Here is an 18201-nt window from a genome sequence, read left to right on the forward strand (position 1 = left end):
CGTACTTGAAAAGACCACTTATTGAAATTTAATCGTTGAATAAAAATAGAAACCTAAAACATGAAGAAAATAAAGTACATAGTTGTTATGATCTTGCTTTTCCCCCCGGGTTTATTTTGTTATGCCAATGCCATGAAAATTGTTGGCAATCGAAAATCTGTTGTTCCCAGGCAGCTATCAACAAATGACACCATCTTTCCTGGTGATATGGTTTGTACGGTACAACCTTTCTATCGCTATCGTAAAGACGGTAAACCAGGCAGAGAAGTCACCATCGACTTTAAAAACGGAAAACTCTATAATAATGCACAAATAGAAGTACGTGTTTCGGATAAGAAAGAGATCACTAATCTGGTAGCCCAAAAAGAGGGGTACACCCATTGCAGTGTGCTGTTACCAACAGATATTGGTGTGGATAAGGCATCAAAAGTTCGTGTCACGCTGCGCCAGGGGAATGAAAAATTAATAAAAACAGTATTGATTCCACCAATGCGGCATTGGAATGTTTATTTATACAATCATTCACATGTAGATATAGGTTATACTAACATCCAGAAGCAAGTTGAACTTCTTCATAAAACGAATATACTTGAAGGGATTAAGTTGGCCGAAGAGACTAAAGATTTTCCTGAAGGAGCCCGTTTTCGTTGGAATCCGGAAATAACATGGCCGTTGGAGCGCTTATCGAAAACAATGCCCGGACAATGGGAAGGCGTTTTAAAGGCCATTAAGGATGGCTATTTGTGTGCTGATGCGAGTTATTTAAACTTGAATACGAGTGTGTGTTCTGATGAAGAACTCTTTCATGCATTTAGTTTTAGTCGCAAATTGCAAGAACTAACAGGTAAGCCGATAGACGTCTTTCAACAAATGGACGTTCCGGGTATGTCGTGGGGGCTGGTGCCAGTGTTGGCCCAGGAAGGTGTACGCTATATTATGGCATGGCCGAACCCCGATAGGTCCGGCTTTGCCCATAAAGATATTGATCAGCGCCCATTTTGGTGGGTGGGACCCGATGGTAAATCAAAAATACTTTTTCTTCAGCCTGGCGGGTACGGGAATAGTGGCAGTTTTGACAAAGGAGGAAAAACCGGTCGACCATGGTTTGGCCAGCGTAACCCGGACAAAATGCCCACAGTTATCCGGACCGGAAGCGCCAATGTGAATTTCGTAAGTAATGTAACCAGTATGGAGAAAGCCGATTATCCTTTTGATTTTATTGTACTGTCATGGAGTTTATGGGATAATTCACCGATAGATGCAGATATTCCTGACGCTGTAAAAGCATGGAACAAAGAATATGCCTACCCTCATATCATTATTTCAGGCGGGCATGAGATCATGGAAATGATTGAGAAAAAATATGGCGATAAACTGCCTGTTGTTAAAGGCGATTATACCGAATATTGGACCGATGGCCTGGGCTCTGCTGCCCGGTATACAGCGCTAAACCGCAATGCAAAAGAGCGCCTGCTTCAGGCAGAAACACTCTGGTCGATGCTTCGCCCCGGTAAACCTGCCCCCCGCAATGATTTTGATGAAGCATGGCGCTATATTTCTCTGGGTTCTGAACATACATGGGGCAGTGAAAACCCGTCCGAGCCTTATTTTTTTAACGCTATCTGGAAAGGAAAACAACATTACTTTCAGGAAGCTAACGACCGTTCACAGGAAATGTTTGATGAAGCGCTGGCTCCGGCAACCGGGAAATCAGAAGGAGCTTTAGGTCCTGAGGATGGCCCCGCCAAAGGTGGAATCGCTGTTTTTAACAATCATTCATGGAAACATGGTGGGCTGGTAACGCTTAGCCCCGCTGAAAGCACTAAAGGCGACCGTGTTATTGATGAACAAGGCAACGAGGTTTTAGCTCAGCGCCTGTCAACAGGCGAGTTGGTCTTTATGGCATCTGATGTACCGGCTCTTGGGTCACGTCATTACCGGGTTGTTCCCGGAAGGTGCACATTGACTGGCGATTGCAAAGTAAACCAGACGGTGATGGAAAATAGTCAGGTTCGTGTGGAAATTAATCCCAGGTCTGGCGATATTACTCAGCTTGTATGTCTTTCAACCGGTAATAATTTGGCCGATATAAATGTAAACGGAGGACTAAACGCATTTCGCTGGATCCCTGCCAATGTATATCACCCAAAGGCTGATAGTGACATTGTTATTTCTCAAGTTGAATCAGGGCCATTGGTAGTGGAACTTAATGTAAAATCCAAGGGGGAAGGTTGTCGTTCTATAAACAGAAGTGTTCGGCTCGTTGCCGGGCAGCCATCTGTTGAGATTGCAAATACTGTTGACAAACTTCCTTTATTAGCCAAAGATGGTATCCACTTCGGGTTTGGGTTCAATGTGCCGCAAAGTAAAGCACGTGTTGATATTCCGTGGGGGATAATGGAAGTGGAAAAAGATCAGTGGCCGCAAGGTAACAGAAATTGGATCGCCATGCAGCGATGGCTTGATGTTTCTAACGATAAACAAGGGGTTACATGGTGTTCGCTTGATGCCCCGGTTTTTGAATACGGCAGCATGTCTGCAAATATTTCACTTAGTTTTGGTGCCAAAGGGCCATGGATCAGCAAGTTGGAGCCAAGCTCAACTATTTATTCATGGGCGATGAATAATCACTGGTATACAAATTTCCCATTGACGCAAGACGGGCCGGTAACATTCCGGTATAGTATACTTCCGCATGGAGCCTATGATGCGGTTGCTGCCAATCATTTTGGGATGGAACAAGCACAACCATTAGCCCATGTGGCCACAAATAATGATCCCAAAGTTAAACCATTTATTGCCATTGATAACGAGAAAGTATATTTGACGATAATGAAATCTTTGGCTGACGGTAAAGATATTATTGTCCGTCTTCGTTCTTTATCTGATAAACCGGAAAATGTGAAACTAAGCTTCCCGGGCGGCGCGCCAAAATCAGTACATATTTGTAAGGTAGAAGAGAAAGCGGGAGATGAAATTAACGGGAATGTAACTGTATTGCCATACGGCTTTGTTACACTACGGGTAGAACTATAATTTATGATTTTGTAAAATCAGACAAACTGCTATAAGCACGTTAATACACCATCTCTGCTATGGTTTTGGGTAATGTGGTCAAAAATGATTGGTAACTATTTTTGACCACATTATCCATATAAATTGTGGTTGCCGGATTGCTTACCTGAGCGGTAATTAATTATTTTTTGCCCACTCTTTCAATTGGTCTATAGCTTTTGCCAATACCCCGGCCGAGCCTTTGAACGCTGCCGAACCGTTCGGTTTACCATCAACGCCATACCATTCATAAAAACCATTATCTTTAATTGTTCTGTTGATCATGGGTTGTAATTCTTCATAAGCTTCTTTAACAAAGCCATAACGTATAAGCTGCTGAATCATTCTTGCACCAAACCAGGTCCAGTCTCCGCCATTTTGGTATATAAAAGGTTTTGATGAAGATGAGTTTTTATAAATACCTTCCGGGTAGATGGGGTAAAGTGTTAAGCCAATGGAAGGAGCGCCGGATAGTTTAACATTCCGAAGCATGTCCTGATTAACAAGTCTGATTTCATTTTTTGACAAAATGCCTGCTTCAATAGCAACAGCTGTTCCCCCATGAAAGTAGATTTTGTTTTCATCAAAACTCGCCGGGAAAGGTGATTTATCAAGATACAAATGCGGAATAAATTTATGTTTTTTTGCATCCCAAAGATGTTTTCTGATCGAGCTGATAGTGGTCGTTTTTAGCTGTAGCCACTTCTGCCGCTCTGTTCCGGTTTTATAAAAACCAGCCATATCATTGAGCGCTATAACAAACATGGCATTATCATATATATCAATAGCCCAATGGGTATTTTCATCAACATCAACTACCGCACCGCCTTCAATCTGTACGTCTCCCCAATCTTGTGTTGTAGCACCGGTTAAAAGATGGTACTTTTTTGAGTAACGGTTCTTTAGTAAATAGGAAATGGATATCTCCAGGTGTTGTAATGCAGTTTTCCCCGCAATCGTTTCCTGCAAAATTGATTTGTCGCCGGTTACGCGGATGTATTTGGCAATTGCCTGTATTAGTGATGTTTCCTGATCTGTTTCTACTGTATTCTTAAACCCCACATGGGATTTGTCATTTGGAGAAGTGTAAATATTAGGATCGTTCCAGGTTACGTGACCTTTTAATACATAGCCATCTACAATTTCACCGTTGGGCTGTTGAAGTCGGATAAAGGTAAGTAAATTGGTTCTGATGCTGTCACGGCTATAAACTTTGCATGAAGTTTCAATAAAAGTATTAAAATCACGTATCCAAACCTGGGGATAACCATCACCAGCATTAAAGCCTTTACTTAAAAGAGCTGTAGCTTTTGTGTAAACAGTGTCCAGCTGTTTATCTGCCATAATTTGCGCAGCCAACTTATGCCCTTGTTGAGCGAATCCTGTGATAGAAATGCTAATTATTAAGGCTGTAGTTACAATGATATTTTTCAATATTTATAAAGAAATATGTTATAAAATGATCTTCTATTTATCCCTGATATTTACTTTATAAATGGAATCAGGTACCTATGAAAAACACTTTCTCTAATAGCTGCAATTGCAGATCCATTTATTGAATACATAATCATAGGCTAACAAATCCACAAAAATAACCGATATCGAAGAATCTAATTTTCTTATCTTGAACTTTCTACGGTATATACAAAACTATCGCCCTTGTAATATCCAAGGTTGTATTCAATTTGCCGGTCTGCCTGATCGAAGACCAACCGTTTTCTGAAGAGAACGGGGCTGCCAACCTCCATCTTAAGCTTATTGGCAATAAATTCATCTGCGGCTATAGCAGTTATTTCTTCCTTAGATAAGGTAGCAATTATGGAGTGGTCGTTTTCCAGTATTTCGTACAGCGGTCTTTTAAAATCTTCATCACCTGTTAGGCCCACACGTGGATGAAAATAAGAAACGAAGTAAACGAATGGCTCATTAGGTTTCCCCCTTACCCGTTCCATCTTCAATATTTTGCGATCTGTTTTTATTTCAAAGAAATTTGCAAGGGTTTCGTCAGGGTACACCCAGGTTACATGAAGTTCGAAATTCTTTATAGTAACACCTCTCAATTTCATTTCCTGTGAAAAGCTTAGCCAGTTATTTGATCGGGAACTAACTGCTCCGTTAGCAACCTTGGTCCCGAACCTTTTTTTACGGACCAAAAGCCCTTCAAATACTAATTTGTTAATGGCCTGCCTTAATGTGGTGCGCGATATGGCTAATTGTTTGGCTAATTCAACCTCATTTGGAATGGTCTTTCCATTTTGATATTCTTCATCTTCAATTATTTTTCTTAAAAGCATTTCTGCCTGTACATGCAGTGGAACCGGGCTTTTGTGATCGATTGAGTATTTCATTTTTTGGGTAAGAATATACAATTATAAGCAAAAATTGGGCGTTTGTTTGTACATAAAATAGCGTAATCAGTTATACCTGTGTAAAAGAAAATTTTTTCATAATAATTTGCATTAATTATAAATGTTTATATGTTTGTACATAATTATAAAATCTAAAACAAACCACCTTATTGTGAATAATGTTCCTTCATATAAGGATTGTTTTTGTTTATTATAATATGTACATACATTACTATGGATAAAATGAATTCAAATAACACTACTGATCAAGGCAATAATCACATGTCCAAAGGAGTGCCTCTTCGCAAGTCGTCACAAACGCTGATGCCTGTCATTTTAAATCAAGATGATACGGAAATGGCTTATAATATTTACCCGGTTTGTTCACTTGGCAGTAAAAAAATCTTTAATGGTTATACCTCATTAGTCCAATGGATTATTAAACAAAAAACGATTGTTATTGATGGTTATGGGGAAGTTTTTTGGGATGAGATTAAGTCGGCGATAGATCAGCAAATTACAAACGCTGGATTAACAATCAATTGGATTGAAACCGCAGCCTATTTAAAACCGGTAGCTGAAATTGATGCCATGGTAAGCCCCTTTTTAGGTGAACGGGAATCAGTTTGGGGGACAAAATGTTTATTGACGCTTAAAGATTTTTATCAGGATGAGTTTGGTGCCCAATCCCCTGATAAAGCGTTTGATATTAATATAGTAGTGGGTACAGGTGCAGCATTGATAAACTGGAATGCCCCGATAATCTATATCGATCTGCCAAAAAATGAATTACAATACCGGATGCGGGCTGGCTCGATCACCAATTTGGGTTGCAACGAGTTATGTGAACCTTTTTTGATGTATAAGAGGTTTTATTTTGTGGATTGGGTTTTATTAAACCAGCATAAAAAAGCAATCCTCGATAAAATTACTGTTATAGCTGATGGGCAATGGATTGATGATATAAACTGGATGTTTAGATCGGATTTTATTAAGGGTTTAAATAAGCTTGGTAGTTCTATTATCCGTGTAAGGCCATGGTTTGAACCCGGAGTATGGGGAGGGCAGTGGATAAAGCAACATATCCCTAAGGTAAATGAAGATGTCGAAAATTACGCATGGTCATTTGAACTAATAGTTCCTGAGAATGGATTGGTATTTGAAAGCGATGGCTATTTGCTGGAAGTATCCTTCGACTTTTTAATGTTCCATAATAAGGATCAGGTGCTTGGCAAACATGCCGCGCAATTTGGCGACGAATTTCCGATAAGGTTTGATTTTCTGGATACTTATGATGGCGCTAATTTATCTATACAGTGTCATCCTCGCCTGAAATATATTCAGGAAGTTTTTGGCGAAAATATTACACAAGACGAGACTTATTACATTCTTGATTGTAAGGAGGATGCCCAGGTATTTCTTGGCTTTCAGGAGGATATTGATGCAGCTTTATTTAAGAATGCCTTAATAGAAAGTCAGAATAAAAATGTCGAAATAAACATTACTGACTTTGTGCAGTCGCTTCCGGCTAAAAAACACGACCTGTTTTTAATCCCAAACGGAACTATTCATAGTGCGGGGGCAAATAATATGGTGCTTGAAATAAGCGCCACCCCGTACATATTTACCTTTAAAATGTATGATTGGCTTAGGCTGGATATGGATGGCAACCCCCGGCCAATCAATATCGACCACGCATTTAACAACCTCAATTTTGAACGAAAAGGGAGCCAGGTACTCGGGGAGCTTATTTCAAAACCCTATGTTATTGAGGCTGGCGAAAATTGGCAGTTGGTTCACCTGCCAACACATCCGGAACATTTTTATGATGTACATAGAATTGAATTCGACAAAGAAATAAGCATAGAGACCAATAATGACTGCCATGTGATGATGCTGGTTGAAGGGGAGTCCGTTTTTGTGGAAACAGCCGATGGAACAAAACAGGCTTTTGCCTATGCTGAAACCTTTGTTATTCCAGCTGCTGCAAAAAGTTATAAGTTGATTAACCTGGGTAAGGAACAGGCAAAAGTTATCAAAGCATTTTTAAAGTAAAATAAGATGACTAAAAATATAATCATAGTCCATACCTCGATCATTGATAAGTAATCCCGGTATTGCCGGGATGCTTTTTGAAACGGAAATTGGCTAATAGTAAACCAATGGTTAAACATAGAAAATGAAAAAACAAATTTATACGGCTTATTTTATTCTTGTATTTTGTGTTCTTAGCTCACTTTCGGGCTTCGCTTTCCAAAATCTGCCTAATACAGTCAGTGCAGATTCTGCTTCAAAGCGTGCCGCAATATTAGGGATTCCTACGCTTGATGATCTGGCGGGCGACTGGATTCCGATGGAGCAGGTTGCTAATATGCCGGCTGTTCATAACTTCCATCATATGCTCGTGGTAAACCGTGATCTAACTTCTTACTTCTATTATCCCGGAGGTCTGTATCCCTGGAAGAAAGGGCATCCGATGACGACGCTGACTATAGATGGGCAGGAATATCCAGCAACGGAAACGCGCTGCTTTCCTTATAAGGCTCTTCGTCGCAATCAGTATTGCAATGGCACATCGGTAGAAACCGATACACGAATGATCAATGAGGCAAGAAATGTAATGTGCCGTATCACGGCAACCAATACTACTATAGTACCGCGTCGTATCACCCTTGCTCTCCGTGTTCCGGGCAAACTCATGGCTGATGGCATTGGCGTTTCTAATGACACCCAACGCCCCGGTGTGATTTCTATCGTACGTCCGGCACGCAAACCAGATGCGGTGGCGGTGGAAAAAGATGCTATTGTTTGGCGTTGGATACAGGAGCTCCCTAAGGGTGGCACTATGAGTATTGGATTTACTGCAGGTGATGAGGTGTCGGCAAAAGTTGCTCAAACCAATATAGATGTCACCAAATGGGCTGCCAGCTTCAACGAATACTTTGATGATTGTAAAACGAACTGGGAGAATCGCTGGGCTGATGCATTCATACCGGGGAATAAGCATTTTTCCGGACATTTACCCACTTTAAAGAGTAATGACCCTGCATTGATGCGCAACTATTATGTCGGCGTATGGACAATGTTAGCTTTAGAACGTACACAGTTTCCGGTCCATAAACGCTCGTTCATTACCAGCGGTGAGCGCGAAGATGGCACACAATATTATTGGGATGCATCTATGCAGGCAACCGCATGGGCACTTCTTGAACCTGTCGGTATGAAGGCAACTTTGCGCCGCTGGTTGGTGCAAAACCCCCGGAGCGGACAAGCCAGCGGATATGCGCTTGATTTAAGGAATGTGAAGGGCTTTGATACAAACCATTATGATCACATCAATGGTTACGCCTTCGACGCATGCACTATTTTCAAGACCACGGACGAATACCTACGCGCGACAAATGATCGCGCTTTCCTCGATGAAAAACTGGAAAACGGTAAAACCGTTTTAGAAACTTTGGATGCGCTTGCTACCGACTGGGAAACGCTACCCAAGGGGCATGATGGCCTGGCTGACTACGGAGAGAATAACAACCTGCTTGAATGTGCACCGGCTTATATCAATTGTATAGCTTCTTGCAATGCACAGGATATTTGGATGATGAGGCAGACCGCGAAGTGGTACGTTCTACATGGGGATGGCATGCGTGCGAAAGAACTCGATGCAAAAGCTGCCGCCTTGCTTCCAAAGGTGATGTCACTTTACAAAGCAGGTGATGGCGTATGGAATGCCTGGCAGTTAAATGGTAAGCGTGTAGAACTACGCCACTGTGTTGACTTTATTTATACGGGCAACGCTTTGAAAAGAGATCTTTCTGCGACACAAAAGTCAGAGATGGTCTCCTTTGTCAAGAACGAATTGCTTACCCGTGATTGGATGCGCGCCATGAGCCTAAAAGATTCTGCAGCGAAGAATTCAGACCGGCCGGATCATGGCCCGATGGGTGCCTATGATGGCTGGATCCCACTCACCGTAAATACCATGTGGAACCTGGGCGATCCAGCGGGTGCCTATGCGTTTTATTGCCGTACAGCAGTGGTTACAAGTGAAGGTCCTTTTGCCCAGGCGCGCGAGTTTTATGGTCCCAACCGTACCGGGTATGATGCCCCCGTGCGCATTGCAGAAAGGCAGGGTTGTATGAAAGAATGTATCAGTGGCGTGGCCTTTAGCGATGTTGTGATAACTACATTCTTCGGCTTTGCTCCCGAAGCCGGCAGTGCGGGTATTTTAGCCGACCCATCAACGTCATGCCCATTTTCAGGAGAGTTATACAATATCCATTTTAACGGTAAGGAAGTTACGCTTAAGGCAGACCCTAAAGGCGTTAAGATAATTTCGGAACGCTAGATAATTAGAAATGAAAACATTAAATATTATTACCATATCAGTTAGTTTAATTTTTGTGCTTATTGGCTTTAATGGTTTAGCCCAAAACACTAAATTCAAAATAATTAAGGATATTCCTGCAAACGAAATTACCTTATCGGCATCGAGTACTTTCGGCCCTGATCAAAGTATTAACCATTTAACTGATGGTTCCGGTATTCATAACAACATACATGATAATAATGGTAATGCCCTCACCATGTGGCATACAACCGAAAATCCTGTAGCCACCATCCCTGCAAAAGGATTGCCTGCATGTAAGGCCTGGGTGAGATTTGATTTTTCGACTCAAAAATCTTTTAATAAGCTATTGATATGGAACCATAATCAGGAGAATTTGACTAACCGTGGATTTCGCTTAACAAAAGTGTATGGAACAACCAATGGAATTGACTGGTTTGAGCTAGCTACACTCGAATTGTCTGATGCTAAAGACCTGAATGGAAAAGCATCAGAAATTGTTATTAATGAAAAAAGACCGTTAAGGGCAGTAATTATTGCCGGCATATCCAATTGGGGAGGTAATGTTTATGGCCTGAGTGGAGTGAAATTTATATCGGAACTTGAAGTTAATGAGTCAGCATTGCCCTTTCCCACCGGTATCGAATGCACCTCAACAAGCATCTACCGCTATTGTAAAGACGGCAAGCCGGGTAGAGAAATAATGCTCGCTTTTACAGGCAATAATTTATATCAGCCATCTGTAATAGAAGTTATGGCGGATGGACGTACAGAAACTACGGCTGTGCCATACAGTATTTATGGGTTAGAAAAAACAACATTTACACTTCCATCCGGAGTTGGCATAGACAAAGAAATCCAAATATTCGTTACCTTAAAATCGGGAGGTAAAAGCATAAGAAAATCCTTTGTATTACCTAAGCAAAGACAATGGACAGTATATATTTACCCGCATGCGCATGTAGATATAGGTTATACAAACACCCAGGCCAATGTCGAAATTATTCATAAGCGCAATCTTGTTAACGGAATGATGCTGGCAAAGGAAACGGCAAACTATCCGGATGGCGCACGTTATGTTTGGAACCCGGAAGTAATGTGGCCGGTGGAGCGTTATTTAAAAAATGCGACACCTACTGAGCGGGAAGAATTATTGGATGCTATTAGAAAAGGATATATTCACCTTGATGCAGGGTATATTAATGATAATACAAGTGTTACAGCCGATGAAGAATTCCCCAGGTTTTTTGGAGATGCCAAGCGTCTGGAAAAATTAACAGGTGTCCCTGTAAGTACAATCGACCAAACGGATGTTCCCGGTATGTCATGGGGGATTGTTCCAATGGCTGTACAGTTTGGAATAAAATACATTTTTGCCCCATTCAACGGATCAGACCGCATAGGATTAGCCGACAAATTCAGTTTCAAACCATTTTGGTGGATTGGGCAGGATGGCGTTTCAAAAGTGCTATTTCTTCAACCCGGCGATTATACTCCTGGGGCAAGGGAAAAGGGATTTAAATATTGGCCTTTAATGGCTGGTCAAAAAGATCCAAACAAATTATTGCAAATTGTTAAAACAGATCATCCCCGTGAAAACTTCATTGATGGTTATTTATGGGGAAAACTTAAGCAGTTAGAAGATGATAGCGCTTATTCCTACGACATATTTCCAATGACATGGGCAATGGCAGATAATACACCAATAGATGCCGACTTGCCCGATGCAGTAAAAAGCTGGAACGAAGAATATGCATTTCCACACCTGGTTATCGCAAGTTCAACCGATATCATGTCGGCATTTGAAAAAAAATATGGGGACATAATTCCTTCATTCAGAGGTGATTTTACAGAATATTGGACAGATGGTTTGGGCTCAGCTGCTAAAGAGACATCTATGAACCGAAAATCCAAAGAACGCTTAATTCAAACAGACATTCTTTGGTCAATGTTACATCCATGGGAAAAAGCGCCACGCGCTGAGATGGATGAAGCATGGCGCAATGTACTCATGGGATCAGAGCATACATGGTGTTATATGAATCCTTATCAGGCCGATATGCAGGATGAAATATGGGGGGTAAAGCAAAATTTCTTTAAAACAGCCGAAAAAAGCAGCATTCAGCTTCTTGCCAATACCCTTAACCCGGTATCAACCGATAAGTCAAATATTATCTGTGTTTTTAATACTTTGTCGTGGGTGCGCAGTGGGTTGGTAACCCTTTCAAGCAATCAAAGTGAAGGCGCTTTATCTGTTTGGGATGACAATCATAAACTGGTTAATTCACAACGGCTAAGTACAGGTGAATTAGTGTTTTTAGCCGTTGATGTTCCTGCATTGGGAACAAAAAACTATACCCTGAGTACTGAAAGCGGGGAAAAACATGATGTAAAAATGGCTAAAGGGAATACGCTGGACAATGGATTGGTTAAAGTTTTGATTGACCCTATTACCGGAGATATTACCAGTTTAAAAGATAAAAAAGGTGTTGAATTTGTAAATACCGGTGCTGCCTGCAACCTGAATAGTTTCAGGTATCTGCTTGGAAACGGCAAGCCGGCCTCAAGTGGCCCACAATACGCTGCAAATACAACGGCATCCATCAGTATCCTTTCTCAGAAACCGGTAAATGCAACGGGACCAATAGAAGTACAAACCGTAATTAAGGAGAATGGACCGCTTCTGGCCTCTATTCAGGTAAATTCAAAAGCCGATGGCTGCAACAAGCTGATCCGTGAAGTTCGTGTTATTGCAGATATGCCGGAAATTGAAATCGACAATTTAGTAGACAAAATAGCGACAACTGAAAAGGAAGGGATTCATTTTGGTTTTTCATTTAACATTCCGGATGGGCGTACACGTATCGATGTCCCCTGGAGTGTGGTAGAAATAGATGCAGATCAACTTCCTGCCGCAAACCGAAATTGGATATGTTTCCAGCGTTGGCTTGATATATCAAACGAAGACAAGGGAATAACCTGGTGTTCATTGGACGCGCCTACTTTCGAAAGTGGAAATATGACGGCTAATATTATAGGAGGAGCTTTTCATTCACCCGAATGGATTCAACACTTGCCATTAAGTTCAACCATATATTCATGGGCACTTAATAATCATTGGCATACAAATTTCCCTTTATCCCAGGGAGGCAAGCTAAATTTCCGCTATAGGATATTACCCCATCAGTATGGTTATGATGCAGTTAAGGCTAATCGTTTTGGGCTTGAACAATCACAACCGCTGATTGCTACTCCGGTTAAAGAAAAAATAATCATCCATACATTAGTGAAAATAGATAATGCGAACGTTTTTATTTCGATCATTAAAACAGCCGCAGATGGAAAATCAATGATTATCCGCCTGAGATCATTATCGGAAAAACCAGAAATGGTAAATCTTTCATTTCCTTCTTTCACACCAAAATCTATACGGACATGCATTGCAGATGAAACACCAGGTAAGGAAGTTGGAAATACAATCAATATGTTGCCACATGGAATTACATCGCTCATAATAGAATAGAAAGAATTTAGTTCGCCAGTGAATGGCAGAGAGTTACTCCACTCTATTATAAGAAAGCGGACAAAAAAGATATTTAACAACTAAACTTTTTATGATAAAGAAAATCAAAATCTTATTTTTTGTTGCTCTAATATTAGCAACAAAAGCATATGCACAGCAACAGAAAGCAAATAGCGCTGGTGTTTCAAAGGTAACGGATATATGGGTGGTATTTAAAACACATTTTGACCTGGGTTTTACCGACTTGCCCGAGAATGTATTTGCACGGTATAGGGGCGAGATGATGGATAATGCATTAAGTGTTATCAATGAAAACGCCACATTACCCAAGGACGAACATTTTGTATGGACAGTACCGGGGTGGCCGCTTTATGCTCAAATATTAGGGCCCTTACAAACCCCTGAACGTAAAGCAAGGATAGAGAAGGCGATAAGAGATGGATCAATAGTGGCGCATGGGCTGCCATTTACGATGCATACGGAGTCACTGGATTATGAAGATCTGGTCCGCGGACTGGATTACTCATCAAATATTTCCCGCATGTATGGGCTGCCCTTAACAATAAGTGCTAAAATGACCGATGTGCCAAGTCATTCCTGGGTTCTGCCAACGCTATTAAATAATGCAGGGATAAAGTTTTTGCAGCTGGGTTGTAATCCGGCAAGCCAGTATCCTCGCGTTCCTCCGATTTTTTGGTGGGAAGGTGCCGATGGTTCGAAAATCTTGTGCCAATATACACCACTTTACGGTTCAGATATAAAACCCCCATCAAACTGGCCATGCAAAAACTACCTGGCCATGATTATGACTGGCGACAACCATGGCCCGCCGAATAAAAAAGAAATTGAAGCCTTACTGGCAGAAATCGCGAAAGATTTGCCCGGTGTAAAGGTGCATTTTGGAATCCTCGATGATTTTGCAAAAGCAATATTTGCGGAAAAGCCTGCTTTGCCAACTATTAAAGGCGATATGCCTGATACCTGGATTCATGGTTTGCTTTCAAACCCCCAGGAAACAAAAATAGCACGCAATATCCGCCCGTTAGAATCAGCGCTTGATGGATTAAACACGCAGATGGGAATTTGGGGTATACCTGCCGGATCTGTTTCGGCACAACTGGCCAAAGCTTATGAGCAAAGCCTTTTATATGCAGAACATACCTGGGGCATGAATGCCGAATACGGCCCGCGTTTTAGCTATGGTGATGCCTGGAAGAAATGGACGGCAGAAGCTGAAGCAGAGCCTGTTCCAGAAAATGGCGATTATTCAAAACTTAAAAATAGCGACGCTATCAACACCAACGAAGGAAGCAAAAGAAAATGGCTGCATTCTTATGACGTAAAACGCCAATACATTCGCAATACAAATGATATTGTAAGTACAGCATTAAAAACTCATCTGGATTTATTGGCAAAGTCTGTAAATGTAGCGGGGAAGCGTTTGGTAGTTTATAACCCGCTGCCATGGAAAAGATCAGGGATAGTAGAAAATCCATGGGAAAAAGGCAAGTCGATCTATGTTAAAGAAATTGCGCCATCAGGTTATGTTACCTATTCTCAAAATGATATCAAAGAACCGGCCATTACCAATGATGAGCAACCGGTATTCAGCACCCCTTATTTTAAAGTGGTTTTTGATTTAAACCGGGGCGGAATAGCCTCATTAACAGAAAAAACAACTGGTCGTGAATTAGTTGACAGATCCTCCAAATATGTTGTCGGCCAGTTTTTGCATGAGCGGTTCAGCACTAATGAAGTGGACAAATGGTGGAATGCCTATAGCCGGATAAAAGAGGGCTGGGGGCTGAATGATTTGGGAAAACCCGGAATGATGAATGCAGAAAAGGCACCCTATCTGGCATTTACCCCAAAAGAATGGGCAATCTCCGTTTCACATTCACCGATTGCTGATGTCGCTACCCTGACCTCGCTTGCAACAGAGGGTTTTGCAAAGAAATATACGTTAACATTTACCTTCCCGCGAAACGCTGCTTATGTTGATGTGGAATGGTTTGTAGATACTAAAACAGCCGACAAACAACCGGAAGGCGGGTGGCTTTGCTTCCCTTTTTCAGTTAATGATCCGCATTTTACAGTTGGCCGTTTGGGCGGCCCGATAAATCCTGCAACAGATATTATTTCGGGTAGTAACAGGTATTTGATGGCGGTAAATTCTGGTGTTTCCATAACGCAGGCAGATCAATCCGGAATGGGGCTATCGCCAATGGATTCTCCTTTGATTGGCTTGGGTGAACCAGGCTTATGGAAGTTTTCATTGGAGCACACACCTACTATACCCTCAGTATTTGTAAATATCTATAACAATATGTGGAACACGAATTTCCCATTATGGCAGGACGGATCATGGAGCGAGAGGGTTAGGATATGGCCTATTGATAAAAATACGCCAACAGCCCCCAACCTGATTGAAAAATCATGGGAAGCCCGTGTGCCTTTATTAACCGGGACAGCAGAAGGTGCAGCCGGGCAATTGCCAGCAACAAATAGGGGCTTATCCCTATCGGAAACCGGGGTACTGGTTACTGCTTTTGGTGAAAACCCTGACGGTAAGGGAACTATTTTACGCTTATGGGAGCAAGGTGGCATTTCGGGTAATGTTACAATTACATTGCCCAAAGGCTCAACTTATGTTCAAGCAACTCCTGTAAACCTACGGGGCGAAGTAATGGGAAAGCCAATGAAAATCATTTCAGGAAAATTGATCTTCCCGCTGAAAGCGTATGCTCCGGCAAGCTTTGTTTTGGATACCGGTAAGTAGCTGAAAATAGAACTTGAAAAATAATTTTTTAAAATGTGAATTTCAACATATAAATATGTATCAACAATTATAAACAATATGACGATGTTACCAGGGAGATGTCATCTTTTGATGTCCTGTAGTTGCTGCATTTTGTAAATAACAAACCTTTATTTTTTTAATGCGACCGGTAGATCTTTAAGTAATTAAGGCAATTCCTGTGATTTCGAAAAAGGAAAAATTGCTTGTTCGCACATATAAAACTTATGTAAATATGAAACACTCAAATTATGTATACCGGTGTACTTTTGTGGCAGCTATAGGCGGCTTGCTGTTTGGCTATGATACAGCTGTTATTGCCGGGGCAATCGGATTTATCCAGCAAAAATATCAATTATCGCCAGGTATGATGGGCTGGATCGCTTCTTGTGCGTTGGTCGGTTGCGTTATAGGTGCTTTTGTGGGTGGGATTATGTCGGATTGGATCGGGAGAAAAAAAGTATTGATAATCTCAGGGATACTTTTTGCCATTTCTTCACTTGGTATAATTATCCCCCTGGACTTGTATTATTTCGTTTTTTTTAGATTGATCGGAGGCCTTGGAATTGGTATTGCTTCGATGGTTGTATCGATGTATATTTCTGAAATTGCCCCTGCTGCAATAAGGGGACGTCTTATTTCTATTAACCAGTTAGGGATTGTGACGGGTATTTTAATGATCTTTTTTGTAAATGCCTATATCGCATCCTTAAATAATGAATTATGGACAATTGATATTGGGTGGCGCTATATGTTCGGGTCCGGGATTATCCCTTCAATTATTTTTATTTTACTGTTACTTTTTGTGCCAGAAAGCCCTCGTTGGCTCGCTCAAAAATCACGTTGGAGTGAAGCAGCGGTTATTTTAAATAAACTGAACAGGCCAGAGGAGGCAGCCGCAGAGTTGGAAGCGATCAAAATATCTGTACATGGTGAAACAGGTTCGTTCTCTGATCTGTGGAAACCAAGTTTACGCACAGTGACTTTCATCGGTATTGTTCTTGCTTTTTTTTCACAGATTACTGGAATTAATGCCATTATGTATTATGCGCCTGAAATATTTAAGGCAACCGGCGATGGTGTTAAATCAGCCTTGTTACAAACAATTGTGATCGGTATTGTCAATATTGTTGCAACTGTCGTTGCGATTCTGTATGTAGATAAGTTGGGGAGAAAGCTAATGCTGATGATCGGTTCAGCAGGGATGGCAGTCTTTCTTGCGTTAATTGGCGCCTTCTTTTATATGGATATGACAAAAGGTTACTGGGTAATGTTATCAATTTTGGGTTATATTTCTTTTTTCGGAATATCTCTTGGGCCTTTGACATTCGTTGTGATAGCGGAAATATTCCCTACCCGCGTGCGGGCAAAAGCTATTTCCCTGGCTATACTTACTCTTTGGCTTTCAACTTTTGCAGTTTCTTTGGTTTTTCCTGCCTTCTTAAAACTATTAGGTGGTGCTTATACCTTCTGGCTATTTACAGGCTTTTCGGTTTTTTCATTTTTGTTTATTTGGAAAATTGTCCCTGAAACAAAAGGGAAAACGCTGGAAGAAATAGAACAATATTGGTCAAAGAGGTAAGTACCGATTTCGTGATTAAGTGTAGCCATGCCGGGGCCTTGTGACTAATTTAGAATTTATTTTAAGTAAGTTAATTTTAAGTCTTAAACGAATCGTATACACAAATTTTAGCCGATGACCAATTCCTCCTTAACTGGACTCCCATCGCTTCTTAAACTGGTGACCTCATCAGCCGGGCTTTCTCTTGTAACTGCTGAGGACTGTAAGATGTTAAAGGGAATGATCAATGTTAAAACGCAACATTGCCTTAACGAATTAACCCTTCAACGTTTATATGGATTTGCTCCGGCGAAATTTGAGCCCTCGCTTTATACGCTGAACACATTATCAAGTTTTTGCGGCTATCCTGATTGGGAGTCCTATTGCGAAAGTTACGAAGGCAATGTTAATTAAGCAGTACATTCAATAGAGAAATGACCTTCAGTTAAAGGAGCGAGTTAAGACGCTTTTCATGCCTTTTGTTTTAGGTTTCAAAAAGATGCCGTTACCCAATGCCGTGTGATATGACGCAACCAGGGTTATGATTGGATATTCCGTAAGGCGTGACCA

At 41.2% G+C, this 18201-nt stretch carries 8 protein-coding genes; 6 read left to right on the forward strand and 2 right to left on the reverse strand.

The window, feature by feature from the left end; translation table 11 throughout:
* Positions 1 to 60 precede the first annotated feature (60 nt).
* Positions 61 to 3036 (forward strand): glycoside hydrolase family 38 N-terminal domain-containing protein, encoded by a 2976-nt coding sequence (locus BLU33_RS04910; RefSeq protein ID WP_197684561.1) that lies wholly within the window; start codon positions 61 to 63, stop codon positions 3034 to 3036.
* A 156-nt stretch (positions 3037 to 3192) separates the two neighbouring features.
* Here BLU33_RS04910 and BLU33_RS04915 read toward each other — a convergent pair whose 3' ends face one another.
* Entirely contained in the window at positions 3193 to 4398 is a 1206-nt protein-coding gene (locus BLU33_RS04915) for an amylo-alpha-1,6-glucosidase (RefSeq protein ID WP_197684562.1), read from the reverse strand.
* 275 nt (positions 4399 to 4673) lie between these two features.
* A complete protein-coding gene (locus BLU33_RS04920) occupies positions 4674 to 5402 on the reverse strand; it encodes a GntR family transcriptional regulator (RefSeq protein ID WP_091369912.1) in 729 nt (242 codons plus the stop codon).
* Between the two features lie 234 nt (positions 5403 to 5636).
* Between BLU33_RS04920 and BLU33_RS04925 the strand changes: the two genes are divergently transcribed.
* From BLU33_RS04925 to BLU33_RS04945, 5 genes are all read left to right on the forward strand, one after another.
* Complete coding sequence (locus BLU33_RS04925; RefSeq protein ID WP_232009397.1) at positions 5637 to 7457, forward strand: class I mannose-6-phosphate isomerase; 1821 nt, start codon at positions 5637 to 5639, stop codon at positions 7455 to 7457.
* Positions 7458 to 7581: 124 nt separating this feature from the next.
* Positions 7582 to 9750 (forward strand): hypothetical protein, encoded by a 2169-nt coding sequence (locus BLU33_RS04930; protein WP_091369913.1) that lies wholly within the window; start codon positions 7582 to 7584, stop codon positions 9748 to 9750.
* Between the two features lie 10 nt (positions 9751 to 9760).
* A complete protein-coding gene (locus BLU33_RS04935; protein ID WP_091369915.1) occupies positions 9761 to 13273 on the forward strand; it encodes a glycoside hydrolase family 38 N-terminal domain-containing protein in 3513 nt (1170 codons plus the stop codon).
* Positions 13274 to 13364: 91 nt separating this feature from the next.
* Positions 13365 to 16052, forward strand: coding sequence for a glycoside hydrolase family 38 N-terminal domain-containing protein (locus tag BLU33_RS04940; protein WP_091369917.1), 2688 nt, complete (start codon positions 13365 to 13367; stop codon positions 16050 to 16052).
* 253 nt (positions 16053 to 16305) lie between these two features.
* Entirely contained in the window at positions 16306 to 17652 is a 1347-nt protein-coding gene (locus BLU33_RS04945) for a sugar porter family MFS transporter (RefSeq protein ID WP_091369919.1), read from the forward strand.
* Positions 17653 to 18201: the final 549 nt, after the last annotated feature.

Origin of the sequence: Mucilaginibacter mallensis (assembly GCF_900105165.1) — a bacterium.
Taxonomy (GTDB): Bacteria; Bacteroidota; Bacteroidia; order Sphingobacteriales; family Sphingobacteriaceae; genus Mucilaginibacter; species Mucilaginibacter mallensis.

Coding starts and splice junctions, on each gene's coding strand:
- BLU33_RS04910 (WP_197684561.1), top strand. CDS start 61: ATGAAGAAAATAAAGTACATAGTTGTTATGATCTTGCTTTTCCCCCCG.
- BLU33_RS04915 (WP_197684562.1), bottom strand. CDS start 4,398: ATGGCAGATAAACAGCTGGACACTGTTTACACAAAAGCTACAGCTCTT.
- BLU33_RS04920 (WP_091369912.1), bottom strand. CDS start 5,402: ATGAAATACTCAATCGATCACAAAAGCCCGGTTCCACTGCATGTACAG.
- BLU33_RS04925 (WP_232009397.1), top strand. CDS start 5,637: ATGGATAAAATGAATTCAAATAACACTACTGATCAAGGCAATAATCAC.
- BLU33_RS04930 (WP_091369913.1), top strand. CDS start 7,582: ATGAAAAAACAAATTTATACGGCTTATTTTATTCTTGTATTTTGTGTT.
- BLU33_RS04935 (WP_091369915.1), top strand. CDS start 9,761: ATGAAAACATTAAATATTATTACCATATCAGTTAGTTTAATTTTTGTG.
- BLU33_RS04940 (WP_091369917.1), top strand. CDS start 13,365: ATGATAAAGAAAATCAAAATCTTATTTTTTGTTGCTCTAATATTAGCA.
- BLU33_RS04945 (WP_091369919.1), top strand. CDS start 16,306: ATGAAACACTCAAATTATGTATACCGGTGTACTTTTGTGGCAGCTATA.